A 15,269-nucleotide genomic window follows, 5' to 3' on the forward strand; every position below is an offset into this window, starting at 1 on the left:
GGTCCCGATCAGAGCAAAACCAGGGTGGCCAGCCCCAGAAAGATGAAGAAGCCGCCCGAGTCGGTGACCGCGGTGATCAGCACCGAACCACCGACCGCGGGGTCACGGCCGAGCCGCGTCAACACGATCGGCACCGTTACGCCGACGCAGGCGGCCAGCAGCAGGTTCAGCGTCATCGCCGCACTCATCACCGCGCCCAGCGCCCACGAATCGTACAGCCATGCGGCCAGCAGGCCGAGCAGGCCGCCCCACACGATGCCATTGATCAGCGCCACGCCCATTTCCTTGCGGTAGAGCCGGCGTGCCGCATCGGGTGCGATCTGGCCGAGCGCGATCGCACGCACGATCATCGTGATGGTCTGGTTGCCTGAATTGCCGCCAATGCCGGCCACGATGGGCATCAATGCGGCCAGCGCGACCAGTTTTTCGATCGAGCCTTCGAAGGCGCCGATGACGCGCGAGGCGAAGAACGCAGTGCCCAGATTGATCGCCAGCCAGGCCCAGCGGTTGCGCACCGAATCCATGATGGGCGCAAAGATGTCTTCTTCCTCGCGCAGGCCGGCCTGCGCAAGCAGCTCTTCTTCCGACTGTTCGCGGATGAAGTCCATCACCTCGTTCACGGTCAGCCGGCCGATCAGCTGATCATGGTGATCAATCACCGGCGCCGACACGAGGTCGTAGCGCTCGAAGGCCTGGGCCGCCGATTCGGCATCGTCCGAGGCGTGCAGCACCAGCGGGTGTTCGCGCATCACGGTTGCCACTTCGACTTCGCCGTCGTTGATCAGCAAGGTGCTCAGTGACAACACGCCGCGCAGTTTTTCTTCGCGGTCGACGACGAAGATCTGGTCGGTGTGATCGGGCAGTTCGTCGAAGCGGCGCAGATAGCGCAGCACCACTTCAAGCGTCACGTCCTCGCGAACGGTGACCATGTCGAAATCCATCAGCGCGCCGACCGAATCGTCCGGGTAGGACATGGCCGAACGCAACTGTTCGCGCTCTTCCACGTCGAGCGCACTGAACACGTCCTGCATGACCTCGGTCGGCAGGTCGGGCGCCAGGTCGGCCAGTTCGTCGGCGTCCAGCTGCTCGACCGCGGCCACCAGTTCCTTTGGCTCCATCGCGTCGATCAGCGACTCGCGCACCGCGTCCGACACTTCGAGCAGGATTTCGCCGTCGCGGTCGGCGCGCACCAGATCCCACACCAGCAACCGGTCTTCCGGCGGCAGCGCTTCGAGGATGTAGGCGATGTCGGCCGGGTGCATCGTGTCGAGCTTTTTCGTCAGCTCGCTGTGGTGCTGCTTCACGACCAGCGTTTCCACCAGATCGTGGCGCGGCATTTCCTGACGGTGCAGCAGGCTTTCGACGCGTTTCTGACGGTCGAGCAGCGACCTCACCTCTTTCAGGCGACGTTGCATTGCATCAAGCGGCAGGAGTTCGTCGTGTTCGGCCACAGGGTGTCGTTCAGGCAGGGTGGTCGGTGCAGCGGCTGGCAGACGATTGTAGCCGTCGACTGTCCGCCGCCTCCGGGTTTTTGCCGCAATGCGACAACGCGCAGACCCCGGGCGGCGCTTATCCGCGATAATCGCGGTCCGAGTTCTTCCGTACCCGCTTCATGAATGTTCTTTTCGAAGAGGACGGCCACTTCCGTGCCGGCTCCGTGATGACCGACAGCGTGTCCTCGCTGCAGGTCGAACTGCCGAGCGGCAAGCGTTCAAAGGTGAAGGCGGCCAATGTGCTGCTGCGTTTCGCCAGCCCGGAGCCGGGCGTGCTGCTGGCCGCCGCCGAAGCGCAGGCGGCCGACCTCGACGCCACCTTTCTGTGGGACGTGTGCGGCGACGACGAATTCCCGTTCGAGGAACTGGCGCGCGAGTACCACGGCGCCGCACCGACCGCCGAACAGGCTGCTGCCATCCTCTTCTGCCTGCACGCCGCGCCCGTCTACTTCCACCGCAAGGGCAAGGGCCGCTTCCGCAAGGCGCCGCCCGACATCCTGAAAGCCGCACTGGCCGGTCTGGAAAAGAAGCGGCTGCAGCAGGAGCAGGTCGATGGCTGGGTCGCCGAGCTGCTCGCCGGGCGCACGCCGCCGGACATCGCGGCCTGCAGCGCACAGATCCTGTACAAGCCGGACCGCAACCGGCTCGAAACCAAGGCGGTGGAAGCCGCCGCCGCATCGGCCGGCCTGTCGGTGGTCGGCCTGATGGCGAAGGCGGGCGCATTTGCGTCCAGCCACGAGTACCACCTCGGGCGCTTCCTGTTCGAATACTTCCCGCGCGGCACCGACTTTCCGACGCACGAGGTGCCGCCTGCCGGCGACCTGCCCGATGCCGGCGTGCGCGCCTTTTCGATCGACGACGCGACCACGACCGAAATCGACGACGCCTTTTCGGTGCAGCCGAAGGACGGTGGCGGCTGGCGCATCGGTATACATATTGCAGCGCCGTCGCTCGGTATCCAGCCCGGCACACCGCTGGGCGACATCGCGCGCAGCAGGTTGTCCACGGTGTACTTCCCGGGCCGCAAGATCACCATGCTGCCGGACGAAGCGGTCGACACCTACACGCTGCAGGCCGGCCGCAGCTGTCCGGCGCTGTCGCTCTACCTCGACGTCGAAACCGACCTGCGCGTCACGGCGAAGGAAAGCCGCATCGAGCAGGTCGCCGTGGCCGCCAATCTGCGCCACCACGAAATCGAGCCGCTGTTCAACGAAGACACGATCACCGGCGGCGAACTGCCCGAATTCGAGTGGCGCGACGAACTGCTGCTGCTGTGGCGCCTGGCCGAAGTGCTTGAAGCGGGGCGCGGCAAGCCGTCGGCCAACGCCGGCCAGATGGATTTCAACTTCTACGTCGACTGGGCACAGACGACGGAAGACGGCGAAGGCCGCGTCGACATCCAGCGCCGCGCGCGCGGCAGCCCGCTCGACAAGCTGGTCGCCGAACTGATGATCGTCGCCAACAACACCTGGGGCAGCGATTTGCGCGATGCCGGCATTCCGGCGCTGTACCGCGCGCAGGGCGCCGGCAAGGTGCGCATGACCACGGTGGCCGCACCGCACGAGGGGCTGGGCGTCGATTGCTACGCGTGGTCCACCTCGCCGCTGCGTCGTTACGTCGACCTGGTGAATCAGTGGCAGATGATTGCGCTGCTGCGTGGCGAAGAGCCGGTGTTCCCGCCGAAGTCCGAAGCGCTGTTGTCGGCGCTGCGCGATTTCGAACTGGCTTACGCGGCCTACGCCGACTTCCAGCGCGGCATGGAGCGTTACTGGTGCCTGCGCTGGCTGCGCCAGCAGGCACGCGAGGGCAATACCGTGTGGCCGGCCATCGTGCTGCGCGAATCGCTGGTGCGGCTTGAGCATGTGCCGCTGGTGCTGCGCTCACCCAGCCTGCCGGCGCGCGACCCGCGTTCGCGCGTCGAGGTCGAGATCGACCAGCTCAATCTGCTCGACAACGACGCGCGCGCCCGCTGGGTCGGCGATCTGGCTGCGCTGAGCGGTGCGGCGCAGGTGTCCGAGGAAGAGCTGGCGGAAGAAATCGCCGAGGCGGAACTGCCACCCGAGATGCCGGCGGCAGACGCGCCGGTGCCTGACCTGCCGGTGGCCGCACCGGAAAGCGGCGAGGCGGATTGAGCGGTTTTTGCAGGCGCGGCAACCGTCGCGAAGGTTGCGACCCTGCGCTGGCGCGCCGTTCGTCCGTTGGGCATCGCTGCGCTCACCCCAACCTACGGGTGATGCATCTGCCGGATGGTTGGTTGCGCGCGCATTCGCGGCAATGAGGTCGTGACACCCGCGTAGGTTGGGGTGAGCGCAGCGATGCCCAACGCCCGCATCAAAAAAAGAAGCGCTCGCCCAACCCGCCGTAGGTTGGGGTGAGCGCAGCGATGCCCAACAGGCCCGCCGCGTCTCCGGCAACCCTCAGGGCTTGCGTGCCCGCAGGTCGTTGCGTCGCCGCCCGTTCGGCCGGTTGCGCCAGATGCGCAGGAAGGACCTGAATTTCTGCCGCCGGGTCAGCGTGTCGTCCGATACCGCGTCGAAGAATTCCGACAGCGCGCTGGACTTTTTCAGCGTGTAGAACGCGAGCAGCACGGTTGGCACGGTCACCACCAGCACGGCGCCGATCTTGCCGGCCAATGTGGCCGGCGGGCCGTCGAAGATGTTCATGCCGAGGAAGCCGGTGACGATGGTGCCGACCAGCCCGAAAATGGTCACCACGGTGAGGCGGAGCAGCGTTTCGTTCTGGCGCCGGCTGTCGTCGGCTTCGAGGTAGTTGTCCATGTCCAGCACCTCGGCGCGCAGTTCGTTGTACAGCGCCTCGTTGCCGAGGTTGCGGCTCCACAGGTCGAACAGGTCCTTGGCCATCGACTGCTTCGACACCTCGCCGAACCAGTAGCGGTGGTTGAAGCGCAGGAAGATTTCCATCGTCTGGCGGATGCCGCGCTTGAAGCGGCGGCGCGAATCGACGTCGTCGGCGTCGAGCAGGCTGACCGCGACCACCAGCCGGTCCATCAGCATCAGCAGCGAGGCGCGGTGGAAGTGTGCGATCAGCCCGATCAGGAAATACTGGTGGCGGAACTCGGCCAGCAGGCCGTTCTGCGGGTCGGAATAACCGGCCAGACCGTGTTTGCCTACCATCACCATCGAGGGGCCGGTGCAGATGACGCGCGTGCTGGCGTTGTCGCTGCGCCGCGACGGCACCCAGAAACGGTCGTAGCAGGCAGTGCGTTCGAACTCGTCCATCACCTGTTCCGAATACGGCAGCGGATGGCCGTCGTCCGGCTGGGTGGCCTGGCCGAGGCGCACGAAATCTTCGCGGCTCAGCGCGAACGGGTCGTCGAAGGACAGGAAGGTCATCTTCGGCAGCCGGTGGTATTCGAGCTGGCGGTAGCGGATGTCGCCGACCGATTCCGAGTGGTGCAGCACCATGGGCTGCAGCAGGTATTCCCAGTGCCGGCCGATGCACGAGGCGCGGTGCTCCCAGGCGTGGTGCAGATAGCGTTCGCGATCGGCATAGTCGGACTCGGCTAGCACCGCGCCGTCGTGGCCGACCCATTGCACGGTGCGCATGCACTGCGCCGCGCGGCCGTCCGAGTCGCCATTGCTCCACTTTGCCGGAAACGCGCGTCCGAAGCGGAACATCAGTTCCTGTACGCGGGCCAGCGGCAGGTTGTCGGCATGCACCTCCATCGCGAGGATGACCACATCCACGTCGTAGAAGAAGTACAGGTCGATGTGCTGCACCGCGAGGTCGAGCGTGCTGCCGTCCTCGCAGCCGAGGCGCACTGCGGCCACATCATTGCGCCGGAATACGCGGATCGGCGATTCGCCGTAGCCGGGCTGGGTCGCACTCGATCGCCCCTGGCCATACAGGAAGCGCTGCACATGCGGCAGGAAGGTGACGAATTCGCGGTAGTGCCGTTCGTGGAAGTCGGCCGGCGAACCGGTGAATTCGTCGCGCTGTTCGCGCCAGGGATTGCCGTCGGTGACGGCGGCCAGCGCCTGCGGGTGGCGCTGCACCTGATCGCCGCTGCGCAGCGGCATCAGCCGCAGCGGCCACATCAGGATCTGGCGGAAATGTCGGGCGACCGGCGGATCGCTGCGGCTCATGGGAGATGCGGCCTGTTTGCGCGCGATGTGCGAAGGTCGCGCAGTTTAGCGCAGCACCCGGCGCTGTTCCGCCGTCAGCATGCGCCGGTCCTTCAGCAGGGTCAGCGGCAGGCCTTCGCGTGCCACCTGGCCGATGACGCGGCCGGCCAGCACGCTGTCGCAATCCATGTGCGTGGTCGAAATGAAGAAGTCGGCGCGCACCCAGTCACGGGTGATGACGAACTCAGGCCCCAGCCACGCGTCGGCTTCGACCGGGTCGGCACACACCGCGACCTGCCAGGGCTCGGCCGGCCGGGTCGTGCCCTTCAGATGGTCGCGCAGCAGGCCGCTGGCTTCGCGCACGCCGTCCGACCAGTAATCGGCTTCCCAGCGCCCGGCGACTGCGGCTTCGAAGCCGCCGGCCAGCCGGTTGTAATTGACGTAGTGATACGGATGCAGTCGCGCCAGCGCGACCAGCGGATCGAGCGCACCGATGAGGCACAGCGCGATGAAGGCAGCCGCCAGACTGCGCGAGCTGCGGGCGTGCCGCCACAGGGCGTACACCCCGGCGGCGGCCAGCACCGCCAGCGGCGGCAGCAGGAAGGTGAAGTGGCGGATGCCGTTGTACAGCGCCGGCCGGGTCGCGATGGCCAGCGCCAGCGGCAACAGCGCCGCCAGGATGACGGTCAGCCACGGCAGGTGCTGTCGCCACGGGCGGTGCCGCCCGGCCGGCGCTGCCGTCATCGCCGCAGTGAGCGCCGCACCCAGCGCGGCGACGAGTCCGGCCAGCGCCAGTTCCGGCAGCCGCACGGCAAGATAGATCGGCAGATAGCTGCGCGGCACCTCGGTGATCGCCATGATCTGGCCATCGAGTACGGTCTGGATCGCGAAGGTGACATGCGAAAAAGTGGTCAGCGCCTTGATCAGATTGCCCGGCGCCTGCGCCGACCACGGCCAGAACAACGCGATCAGCGCCAGCGCGACCGGCACGGCCGGCAGCAGTGCGCGCAGCGAGCGGCCCAGATGTGCGAGGCGGGCGCGCCAGTCGCCGTCGGCCAGCGCCATCGACGCCAGCACGCCAAGTCCGAGCACCATGACGCCGAACACCGCACCGACGCGCAGCCCGAACGCGCAGCCAATCGCCACGCCCAGCTTCAGCACCAGACCGAGTGGCGGTGCCGGCAGGCGCGCCACGATGAGCGTCGTGTACCAGGTCACCCAGGCCATGCAGGCGGCGAACGGGATGTCCTTCGTATGGGTGAACAGTGCGCCGCTCCAGGCGCCGGTGAGCATCAGCAGCGCCACGGCGATGCAGGCGGCCGTGTCGTTCAGCAGGTGACGCGCCAGCCGATACACGGCGACCATGCCGGCAAAACCGAACGCCGCCGACAGCAGGTGGCGCATGTCCCACACATTCATCGGCAGCGCGCGTTCGAGCGCGGCAGCGATCAGGTCGAACAGCCCGCCATACAGATACAGGTCCTTGTAGTGGAAGGCCGACATGTCGGTCAGCCCGGACGCGTAGTAGTCGAGCAGCAGCCGGCCGTAGGTGTGCTGCACCCATTCGTCGTTGCTGATGCCGTGCTGGCCGAAGCTCAGTGCGATATGCAACGCGATGAGCGCGAACAGCGCCAGTCCCGTGCCATATGCGGTCAGGCGAGGGAGGCTGCGTGTTGCAGGCTGAAACGTCGTGGCAGTCGGTGTTACAGGATGCATGGGGCGGTCGGAAGGACGAGTGCAAAGGCATAACGCGCTGCATGCGGGCGCGCTGACAATGCCGTCGGATAATCGGGTGGAAATGTCTGGTGGACGGGATGAAACGCCGGCTGCCTGCTGTTCACGGTCGCAGTTGTCCGATCTGAATATCGGCTGTGGCAAGCAGGTCGTGGAAATCAGCGCCCGCCAGCACGCCGTGCTCGACTGCGCGAGCGCGGCCGATCGGGTCGCCCGGTACAGCCTCGGTCGCCGGATGACACATCACGGCGTCGCCGTCATCCGCAGTGGCGAACCAGTGCGCCAGCCGTTTGCGGTAGCCGGCGGCATCGCAGTCGAAACCGTAGGCGCCCAGCAAGCGCGGCATCACGCGGAAACCTTCGGCGCGGGCGCGGCGCAACAGCGCCTGTGCACCGAGCGCGGCAATGAAGCGCGGCTTGAAGCCGTCGCCCGGATGCGCACCGCTGATGCGCAACCACGGCAGGCGGCTGCCGTAGCGCGTCAGCAGCACCTCGATCAGCGCGTCGCGGATCTGCGGCAGCTGGTGCACATGCTGGTGGCCGTCGACGTAGTCCGGTGCGCGGCCCATGGCGTCTTCGAAGCGTGCGCATTGGGTCGTGATCTCGTCGTGCAGCTGCGTCGGGTTCAGGCGGCGGCCATGGCTGAGGGCAATCAGCGGCCACAGACCGCGACGCGCCGGCGCAAATTCAGTGAAATCCAGGTGCAGGCCAAACCCGGCGGCGTTGTGGCGGGCGGCGATGCGAGTGGCCGCAGCCGGCCAGCCCGGCGCGCGCGCCATGCAGGCCGCGCCGCTGAGACGGCCGGCGTCGATCAGGTCGAGTACCGCCGCGTCGACCGCAGGGTGAAAGCCGTAGTCGTCGGCGGTCAGAAATACCGTCTTCATGCCGCGCGGTGTGCGAACGCCCAGTAGCGGCCGAGCACCCAGGTGCTGATGGCGACGCACACCAGCACGATGGCCAGCGCGATCCACAGCGGCAGCGGCGTGTAGCGCAGCAGCGCGGCAAGCATCAACTGGTTGCCGACGAAGGCGGTGCACGACACTGCGAGCAGACGCGGCAGTGCCTGTCGGTGACCGGCTTGCGTGCCGGCAAACGAGAAGCGCCGGTGGCCGAGGTAGCTGACCGGAAAGGCGCACACGAAACCGATCAGGTTGGACCACGCGGGATCCATGGTGGTCGCGGCATCCACCGCCAGCGTGACCAGATAGTGCACGCCCGCGGCGCAGCCGCCGACGATGAGGAACAGCAGCACGGAGGCGCGCATGTTCAGTCTTCGAGCCGGTCTGCGCGCGGCACCGGCTCGCGCCGCACCAGCTCCGCCACGACATAGGGCGGCCGGCCCTTCACCTCTTCGTACACCCGCGCCAGGTATTCGCCGAGGATGCCGATGAAAAGCAGCTGCACGCCGGAGAAGAACATGATGCTGACCACCACGGTCGGCCAGCCCGGAAGATCGATGCCGAACACCAGCTTTTCGATCACTTCATACAGGCCGTAGGCGAAGGCCAGCGTCGACAACAGCAGCCCGGTCAGGCTGGCCATGCGCAGCGGCAGCACCGAAAAGCTGGTCAGACCGGTCCACGCGAGCCGGATCAGGTTGAGCCGGTTGAAGGTGGTGATGCCGGCCGAGCGCGGCAGCGGCGTGTACGGAATGCCGATGGAGCGGAAGCCGACCCAGGCGTACATGCCCTTCATGAAGCGCTGACGCTCGGGTAGTGCGAGCAGGGCGTCGACCACGCAGCGGTCCATCAGCCGGAAGTCGCCGGCGTTGGGCGGAATGTCGAGCCGGCCACCCATATTCATCAGGCCATAGAAAACTTTCGAGCCGAACCGGTTGAACAGGCCCTGTTGGCCGCGGTCGGCGCGCACCGCATAGACCATGTCGTAGCCGTCGCGCCAGCGCGCGAGCATGTCGCCCAGCAGTTCGGCCGAATGCTGGCCGTCGGCATCCATGCACACCACCACGTCGCCGCGCGCGTAGTGCAGCCCGGCGGAAATCGCCGCCTCCTTGCCGAAATTGCGCGAAAAGCGCACCAGCGTGACCGGCAGACGAGCGGCGCACTCGCTGGCGATCCGTGCCGTCGCGTCGCGGCTGCCGTCATCGACGACCACCAGTTCGAAAGCGGGTGTCAGTGCCGACAGGTGGCCGGCAATCATGTCGAGCGTGGCGGCCAGCGCGCCCGCTTCGTTGTAGGCCGGGATGACGATGCTGACGCAGGCGGGCGGCCCGAAGCGTCGCGAGGAAGGCTGCAGCCGGGTGTCGGCGGGGTCGGTCGGGATCATCGTGGGGTGCCCGCGCGGACGGCAGCGCGGGCCTGGGTACTGCGTACAGAGTTGGCAAGGTGCGCAGTGTATCGGCCTGCAGACGCTGTCGGGAGGCTTTACAGCGCCGATTGATGATGGATGGGCGCAGTGAAGGAAGTTGCAAGTGCATGAAAAGCAACAGATCGTCCGCTACATAAAGATGACGCGGCCACGCTTCTGTGTGGCGCATGCGGCGCAGGTGCGCTCACGGTCTGTTCTTCAGCGCCTCGGCAGCGCGGGTCAGGTGTTGCATCAGCTTCGGTGCGACGTCCATCGGGATGTCGGTCGCTTCGATTGCATGCACCATGCAGCGCAGCCAGGACACGACTTCCTCCTGACCGATGGCGACGTGGGCATGCATCTGCCGCAGGTTGGAGTGGCCCATGCGCTCGGCGTAATAACGCGGGCCGCCGAGAAAGCCGCACAGGAACTCGAACTGCGCCTCGCGCAGGTGGGCGACGCCGAAACCGTGCTGGTGCAGCGCGTGTACCGGTGCCCCGTCCGGGTGGGTTTCGACGATGTCGTAGAAGGCATTGACCAGCCGGCGCAGCGGCTCTTCGCCACCGATCTGCTGGAACATGCTGGGCGGTCTGGTCGCGCCGCTGTTCATCGGGTCTCCTGGAAGGGGCTGCTTGTTGGGGCTGCGTGTTGGGCATCGCTGCGCTCACCCCAACCTACAGTGACTTCAGAAGCATCCGCCACCACGCCGCCCCGCCGCAATACCCCGGTGGAGGTACCCGCCCAGCACCGTCCACACGTAGGTTGGGGTGAGCGCAGCGATGCCCAACTCCGACCCATGCAAGAGGCCGCCACATCCCCCGCCGCACCGTGACAACACGCATCAACCCGGCTTCGCCGCGGCGAGCGCGACGAACTGCCCGGCGTCCATCGTGAGCACGCGGCCCATGCGTTCGAAGGCGCGCGGCCGGTGCGCGATCAGGATGACCGTGCGGCCGGGCGCGTGATCGGTCATCAGCGCGTCGATCACGCGCGCTTCGGTGTCGGCGTCCAGCGCCGACGTGGCCTCGTCCAGCAGCAGCACGGGCGCATCGCGCAGCACGGCGCGCGCAATGCCGACGCGCTGGCGCTGGCCACCTGACAAGCTGTGTCCTTTCTCGCCGACCGGACTGTCGAGGCCGTCGGGCAGCAGCGCGATCACGTCTTCGAGTTGCGCGATGCGGCAGGCATTGAGCAGGTCGAGTTCGCTCACGTCGCGGCCCAGCGTCAGGTTGTCGCGCAGCGACAGGCTGAACAGTTCGGTTTCCTGCGGTACCACGGCGATCTGGTGCAGCAGCGCCTCGTGCCGGATGTCCGACAGCGGCACCTCGTCGACCGCCAGCCGTCCCGATTCCGGCGGGTAGAGCGCGAGCAGCAGCTTGACCAGCGTGCTCTTGCCGGACCCCGAGCGTCCGGCGATGCCGACGTGCTCGCCGCGCCGAATCGTGAAATCGAGCGGGCCGAGCACGCGCCGGCCGTCGTGCGCAAAGGTGAGCGCTTCGGCGTGCAGCACCTGCCAGTCCGTCGGCCAGTCCAGCGTGCCGTGCTGCGCGGTCTGCGGCGCGAACAGCGGCATCATGCGGCCGAGGTTGGAGGTGCGTTCGATCATGGTCTGCACGCGGTCGGTCATGTCCATCGACGCTTCGCGCAGCGTGTTGAAGTAGGCGGTGTAGGTGAGCACCAGCCCGACCGACAGTCCGCCTTCCATCACGCCCCAGGCCACACCCAGTATGTAGAGCGACCAGGCCAGCGCGGTATGCAGCTGGAACAGCATCCATTTGGTATTGGTCAGCCGCAGCCGGCGGTAGGCGAAGTCGCGCGCGGCCTGTTCGCGTGCGGCGACCCGCGCCGTCATGTCGGCGCCGGCATTCATCGCCTTCACCGACAGGATGTTGGCGGCGCTCTCGACGAAGCTGCCGCTGGCATTTTCCATCGACGCGTTGATCTGGTCCGACAGTTTCGCGATGCGCCGGTAGAAGTACCACTCGATGAAGCCGAGTACGCCGCAGTAGTACAGGAAGAAGAACACCGTGGCCGGGTGCAGCAGCATGCAGGCGATCAGCGCGCCGAAGAAGGCACCGGATGCCGTGAGCAGCGCATTGACCAGATCGCTGGTCCAGTCGCGCACCGCGTCGGCGCCGGTCAGCACGCGCTGTGCCTTGTTGCCGGTGCTTTCCTTCTGATGCCAGCCAAGCGAAAAGCCGAGCAGGCGCTCGAAGCCCCACACCTTGGCGCGCATGCGGGCATCGATCGACATGCGGCCGATCACCCGCTTGGTGGACAGCCGCACCAGCGCAACCACCGCGTGCGCCACGCCCAGCGTGGCGATCAGCGTGTACATCGGCGTCAGAGAATCGCCGCGCTGCCAGCCGATCAGGAAGTCGGCGACCTGACCGATCAGGAAGGGCGGCAGCATCGGGTAGAACTGCACCACGCCGAGCACGCAGATGAACAGCAGATAGCGTCGCCGGTCCGTGTCCAGAAAGAACCGGATGGCGCGCGGGACGTCGGTCAGGCGGAAGTGCGCGTCGGCGCGCAGGTTGCGGGAGTCGTTCACGATGACGGACCGGCGCGCCGGACGGCCGCGCCGGCGGACGCAGTCGGGCTCAGGCGGTCACTTCCTTCGACGTGATGCTGTAGACGAAGCTGGCCGCATCGAGGCTGTCGGCGCGCCCGGCGGATGTTTCCAGCTGCGGATACATCAGGAACGGGATGGCCGGCCCGGTCGCTTCCGGCAGCTTCAGGTCGTGCGCCACGTTGTAGGCCAGCCAGTTCATTTCCCACGAACCGAACAGCGCCTTGCGCGCAGCCACCACGACGTCGTCCTTCAGCGTCAGGCCCGGGCGCTCTTCCAGCACCACCTTGCGCACGTCGGCCGGATCGACCGGCACCCAGCCGAAGCCGGCCAGCCACACTTCGGCGCGGCAGTGCTGCGCCTTCGTGATGTCGCCCGCCTTGCCCAGGCTCTTGTAGCCGAATTTCGAATCCGCCACGCGCACGCCGTATACGTCGCGCGCCGGCAGGCCGGCGGCGCGGGCCAGACCGACGAACAGCGCATTCAGGTCGGCGCACTTGCCGCTCAGGTTGCCGCTCTCCAGCATGCTGCGGATGTCGCCCAGACCGCAGCCGCGCGTTTTCGGGTTGCGTTCGGTGTTGTCGCAGATCCACTCGTACAGCGCGCGGGCGCGCTCGATGTCGTTGCCCGCACCCCGGGTGATCTTCAGCGCGGTGTCGCGCACGATGCCGTCGGTCGGCAGCAGTTCGGTGGCCTGCGTGTAGAGTTTGTGCGATTGCGCATCGAGCGGCGCGACGGCGCCTGGCCGGCTGAAATCGATTGCGCGATCGCGCGTCGCGAAGCGGTTCACCAGTTCGATCACCGGCGCCTCCTGACCGGCGCGCCACTGCGCCACCAGCATCCTGGCGCCATACACGGTGTCTTCCGCGATGCCGGCGCGCGCGGCGTTGCCCTGCCAGTCGCTGGCCAGCGGTTTGATCCAGTCCGGGTTGTCGATCGACGGCAACGGAATCCATGCCGTGGCCACCTCGCCGCGCGTGACCGGCGTGACGACGGTGGTCACCTCGAAGGTGCGCCAGCCGGCGTCCGGCGACGGATTGAAGGCGGGCTGCGCGGCAGAGCCGGCCAGCGGCAGCATGCCGGACAGGCCGGCCAGTGCGGAAGACTGGATGAAACGACGACGATCCATGATGACACTCCGATTGATTCAACAGCTATTTCAACAGACGCCGCAGCCGTTCCAGCACCGCGTCGTCCTCCCATTCGATCACGCCCTGCGCGCGCGCCACGATGCGATGCTGCCGGTCCAGGATCACCGTACAGGGCAGCAGACGCGCACCCCACAGCCGGCTCAGCCGCTGGTCGCGGTCGTGCAGCACCGGCAGCGCAAGGCGGGCGCGCTGCATGAACAGCGCGGCATCGGCTTCGCGGTCGGCCACCGCCACGGTCAGCACGACCAGTCCGGTGCCCGCCAGCTTCGTCGGCAGGCGCGCCAGCGCCGGCATTTCGTCGCGGCAGGGCTCGCACCACGAGGCCCAGAAATTGATCACCAGCGGCTGACCGGCATGGCGGGCAAGCTGCTGCGCCAGCCGCACATCGTCGCCCACCGGGGCCGCCGTCGGTGTTTCGGTCACCAATCCGGCAACCGACCCGGCGGCTGACGCCGTGCCGCACAGGGCAAGCCAGAGCAGAAAGGGTGGCAGCGCGCCCATTGCGGCGCCGCGAAGTGTCGCCCACATCGAAGTTTTCGTCTTCCCTTTTGTTCGATTGCCGGTTTGTGTTGCGCCGACGGACATCAAGCGGCTGTCATGGTTGCGTCACCGCACCGTCATGTTGCTGCATTGGCCGGTCGCGACACTGCGCGGATGCGACCGGATGACACCGACGACGAACTCGCCTTCACCGTGGAACGACTGCACGCGGCAGACGAACCGCTGCGCATCGCCGTGGTGACGGAAACCTATCCACCGGAAATCAACGGCGTCGCCATGAGCCTCAAGCGCATGCTCGACGGTCTGCTGGCGCGCGGTCACCGCATCCAGCTGATCCGGCCGCGCCAGCACGCGGACGATACCGCGATGCAGTCGGGCGCGCTGCACGAAGTGCTGGCGCGCGGCATGCCCATTCCGCGCTACGGAACGCTGCGCGTCGGCCTGCCCGCCAAGCAGAAGCTGGCCCGGTTGTGGGCGGTCGAACGGCCGGACCTGGTGCATCTGGTCACCGAAGGTCCGCTCGGCTGGTCAGCCATGGCGGGCGCACGCAAGCTGAAGCTGCCGGTGACCAGCGATTTCCGCACCAATTTCGACGCCTACAGCGCGCACTACGGCATCCGCTGGCTCAAGCGCCCGATCTCCGCCTACCTGCGCCGCTTCCATAACATGGGTCACGAAACCTTCGTGCCGACTCGTGCCATGCAGGCGCAACTGATCGATTGCGGCTACCGCAACGTCGAGGTGGTGGCGCGCGGCGTCGATACGCGGCTGTTTTCGCCGCAGCGGCGCAGCGCGGCGCTGCGCACCGCCTGGGGCGTCGGCGAGCGCGACCCGGTGGTGGCATTTGTCAGCCGGCTGGCGCCGGAAAAGAACCTCGACCTCGTGGCGCGCGCCTTCGAAGCGCTGCGTGCGCAACGGCCGCGGGCCCGCATGCTGTGGGTGGGCGATGGCCCGGCGCGTGAAACGCTGGCGCGGCAGTATCCGCATCACCTGTTTGCCGGCATGCGCACCGGCGACGATCTGGCCACCCATTACGCCAGCGCCGACCTGTTCCTGTTCGGCAGCCTGACCGAAACCTTCGGCAATGTGCTGACCGAGGCGCTGGCCAGCGGACTGCCGGTGGTGAGCTATGCGCAGGCGGCCGCGGCTGAACTGGTGGTGCCGGAGCACAACGGGCTGCTGGCCGCGCCGGGCGACGAAAACACCTTCATCGCGCAGGCAGTGCGCGCAGGGCTCGATGACGATCTGCGCGCCGGCATGGCGGTGCACGCGCGTGCCAGCGTCGAACAGCTGGGCTGGGACAGCGTGGTGGACGCCTTTGCCGGCCGCCTGCGCGCCACGGTGCGCAATGCGGAGGCACTGCGCAGCGCGCGTTCGCGCGGCTGAAACGGCGGCGGAAGCCCGTATACTCGCGCTTTTCGCCACCGGTC

12 protein-coding genes are annotated in these 15,269 nt (G+C 67.3%); 2 read left to right on the plus strand and 10 right to left on the minus strand.

The window, feature by feature from the left end; translation table 11 throughout:
- Positions 1 to 8: 8 nt before the first annotated feature.
- Positions 9 to 1,415, minus strand: coding sequence for a magnesium transporter (gene mgtE, locus Q8Q80_RS03565; RefSeq protein ID WP_305631600.1), 1,407 nt, complete (start codon positions 1,413 to 1,415; stop codon positions 9 to 11).
- A gap of 197 nt (positions 1,416 to 1,612) precedes the next feature.
- Between mgtE and Q8Q80_RS03570 the strand changes: the two genes are divergently transcribed.
- Positions 1,613 to 3,625 carry a ribonuclease catalytic domain-containing protein gene (locus Q8Q80_RS03570; protein WP_305631601.1) on the plus strand — a complete coding sequence of 671 codons (2,013 nt, stop codon included), beginning with the start codon at positions 1,613 to 1,615 and terminating at the stop codon, positions 3,623 to 3,625.
- Between the two features lie 285 nt (positions 3,626 to 3,910).
- Here the strand turns inward: Q8Q80_RS03570 and Q8Q80_RS03575 are convergent, their stop codons facing one another.
- From Q8Q80_RS03575 to Q8Q80_RS03615, 9 genes are all read right to left on the minus strand, one after another.
- Positions 3,911 to 5,599, minus strand: coding sequence for a CorA family divalent cation transporter (locus tag Q8Q80_RS03575; RefSeq protein WP_305631602.1), 1,689 nt, complete (start codon positions 5,597 to 5,599; stop codon positions 3,911 to 3,913).
- A gap of 45 nt (positions 5,600 to 5,644) precedes the next feature.
- Complete coding sequence (locus Q8Q80_RS03580; RefSeq protein ID WP_305631603.1) at positions 5,645 to 7,189, minus strand: glycosyltransferase family 39 protein; 1,545 nt, start codon at positions 7,187 to 7,189, stop codon at positions 5,645 to 5,647.
- Positions 7,190 to 7,415: 226 nt separating this feature from the next.
- On the minus strand, positions 7,416 to 8,195 hold the full coding sequence (locus Q8Q80_RS03585) for a ChbG/HpnK family deacetylase (protein ID WP_305631604.1): 780 nt from the start codon (positions 8,193 to 8,195) through the stop codon (positions 7,416 to 7,418).
- On the minus strand, positions 8,192 to 8,575 hold the full coding sequence (locus Q8Q80_RS03590; protein ID WP_305631605.1) for a GtrA family protein: 384 nt from the start codon (positions 8,573 to 8,575) through the stop codon (positions 8,192 to 8,194). The genes Q8Q80_RS03585 and Q8Q80_RS03590 overlap by 4 nt, the downstream gene beginning before the upstream one ends.
- Before the next feature lie 2 nt (positions 8,576 to 8,577).
- On the minus strand, positions 8,578 to 9,594 hold the full coding sequence (locus tag Q8Q80_RS03595) for a glycosyltransferase family 2 protein (RefSeq protein ID WP_371132684.1): 1,017 nt from the start codon (positions 9,592 to 9,594) through the stop codon (positions 8,578 to 8,580).
- Between the two features lie 226 nt (positions 9,595 to 9,820).
- The gene (locus tag Q8Q80_RS03600; protein ID WP_305631606.1) at positions 9,821 to 10,225 is read right to left on the minus strand and encodes a group II truncated hemoglobin; all 405 of its coding nucleotides are present in this window, start codon (positions 10,223 to 10,225) and stop codon (positions 9,821 to 9,823) included.
- 231 nt (positions 10,226 to 10,456) lie between these two features.
- A complete protein-coding gene (locus Q8Q80_RS03605; RefSeq protein ID WP_305631607.1) occupies positions 10,457 to 12,169 on the minus strand; it encodes an ABC transporter ATP-binding protein in 1,713 nt (570 codons plus the stop codon).
- A gap of 49 nt (positions 12,170 to 12,218) precedes the next feature.
- The gene (locus Q8Q80_RS03610) at positions 12,219 to 13,316 is read right to left on the minus strand and encodes a transglutaminase-like domain-containing protein (RefSeq protein WP_305631608.1); all 1,098 of its coding nucleotides are present in this window, start codon (positions 13,314 to 13,316) and stop codon (positions 12,219 to 12,221) included.
- A gap of 25 nt (positions 13,317 to 13,341) precedes the next feature.
- Positions 13,342 to 13,866 carry a TlpA disulfide reductase family protein gene (locus Q8Q80_RS03615; RefSeq protein ID WP_305631609.1) on the minus strand — a complete coding sequence of 175 codons (525 nt, stop codon included), beginning with the start codon at positions 13,864 to 13,866 and terminating at the stop codon, positions 13,342 to 13,344.
- Positions 13,867 to 13,992: 126 nt separating this feature from the next.
- On the opposite strand from Q8Q80_RS03615, the gene Q8Q80_RS03620 reads away from it, so the two are divergent.
- Positions 13,993 to 15,225, plus strand: coding sequence for a glycosyltransferase family 1 protein (locus Q8Q80_RS03620; protein WP_305631610.1), 1,233 nt, complete (start codon positions 13,993 to 13,995; stop codon positions 15,223 to 15,225).
- Positions 15,226 to 15,269: the final 44 nt, after the last annotated feature.

Source organism: Methyloversatilis sp. (genome assembly GCF_030698125.1).
GTDB lineage: Bacteria > Pseudomonadota > Gammaproteobacteria > Burkholderiales > Rhodocyclaceae > Methyloversatilis.

Coding starts and splice junctions, on each gene's coding strand:
- mgtE (WP_305631600.1), bottom strand. CDS start 1,415: ATGCAACGTCGCCTGAAAGAGGTGAGGTCGCTGCTCGACCGTCAGAAA.
- Q8Q80_RS03570 (WP_305631601.1), top strand. CDS start 1,613: ATGAATGTTCTTTTCGAAGAGGACGGCCACTTCCGTGCCGGCTCCGTG.
- Q8Q80_RS03575 (WP_305631602.1), bottom strand. CDS start 5,599: ATGAGCCGCAGCGATCCGCCGGTCGCCCGACATTTCCGCCAGATCCTG.
- Q8Q80_RS03585 (WP_305631604.1), bottom strand. CDS start 8,195: ATGAAGACGGTATTTCTGACCGCCGACGACTACGGCTTTCACCCTGCG.
- Q8Q80_RS03590 (WP_305631605.1), bottom strand. CDS start 8,575: ATGCGCGCCTCCGTGCTGCTGTTCCTCATCGTCGGCGGCTGCGCCGCG.
- Q8Q80_RS03595 (WP_371132684.1), bottom strand. CDS start 9,594: ATGATCCCGACCGACCCCGCCGACACCCGGCTGCAGCCTTCCTCGCGA.
- Q8Q80_RS03600 (WP_305631606.1), bottom strand. CDS start 10,225: ATGAACAGCGGCGCGACCAGACCGCCCAGCATGTTCCAGCAGATCGGT.
- Q8Q80_RS03610 (WP_305631608.1), bottom strand. CDS start 13,316: ATGGATCGTCGTCGTTTCATCCAGTCTTCCGCACTGGCCGGCCTGTCC.
- Q8Q80_RS03615 (WP_305631609.1), bottom strand. CDS start 13,866: ATGTGGGCGACACTTCGCGGCGCCGCAATGGGCGCGCTGCCACCCTTT.
- Q8Q80_RS03620 (WP_305631610.1), top strand. CDS start 13,993: ATGCGACCGGATGACACCGACGACGAACTCGCCTTCACCGTGGAACGA.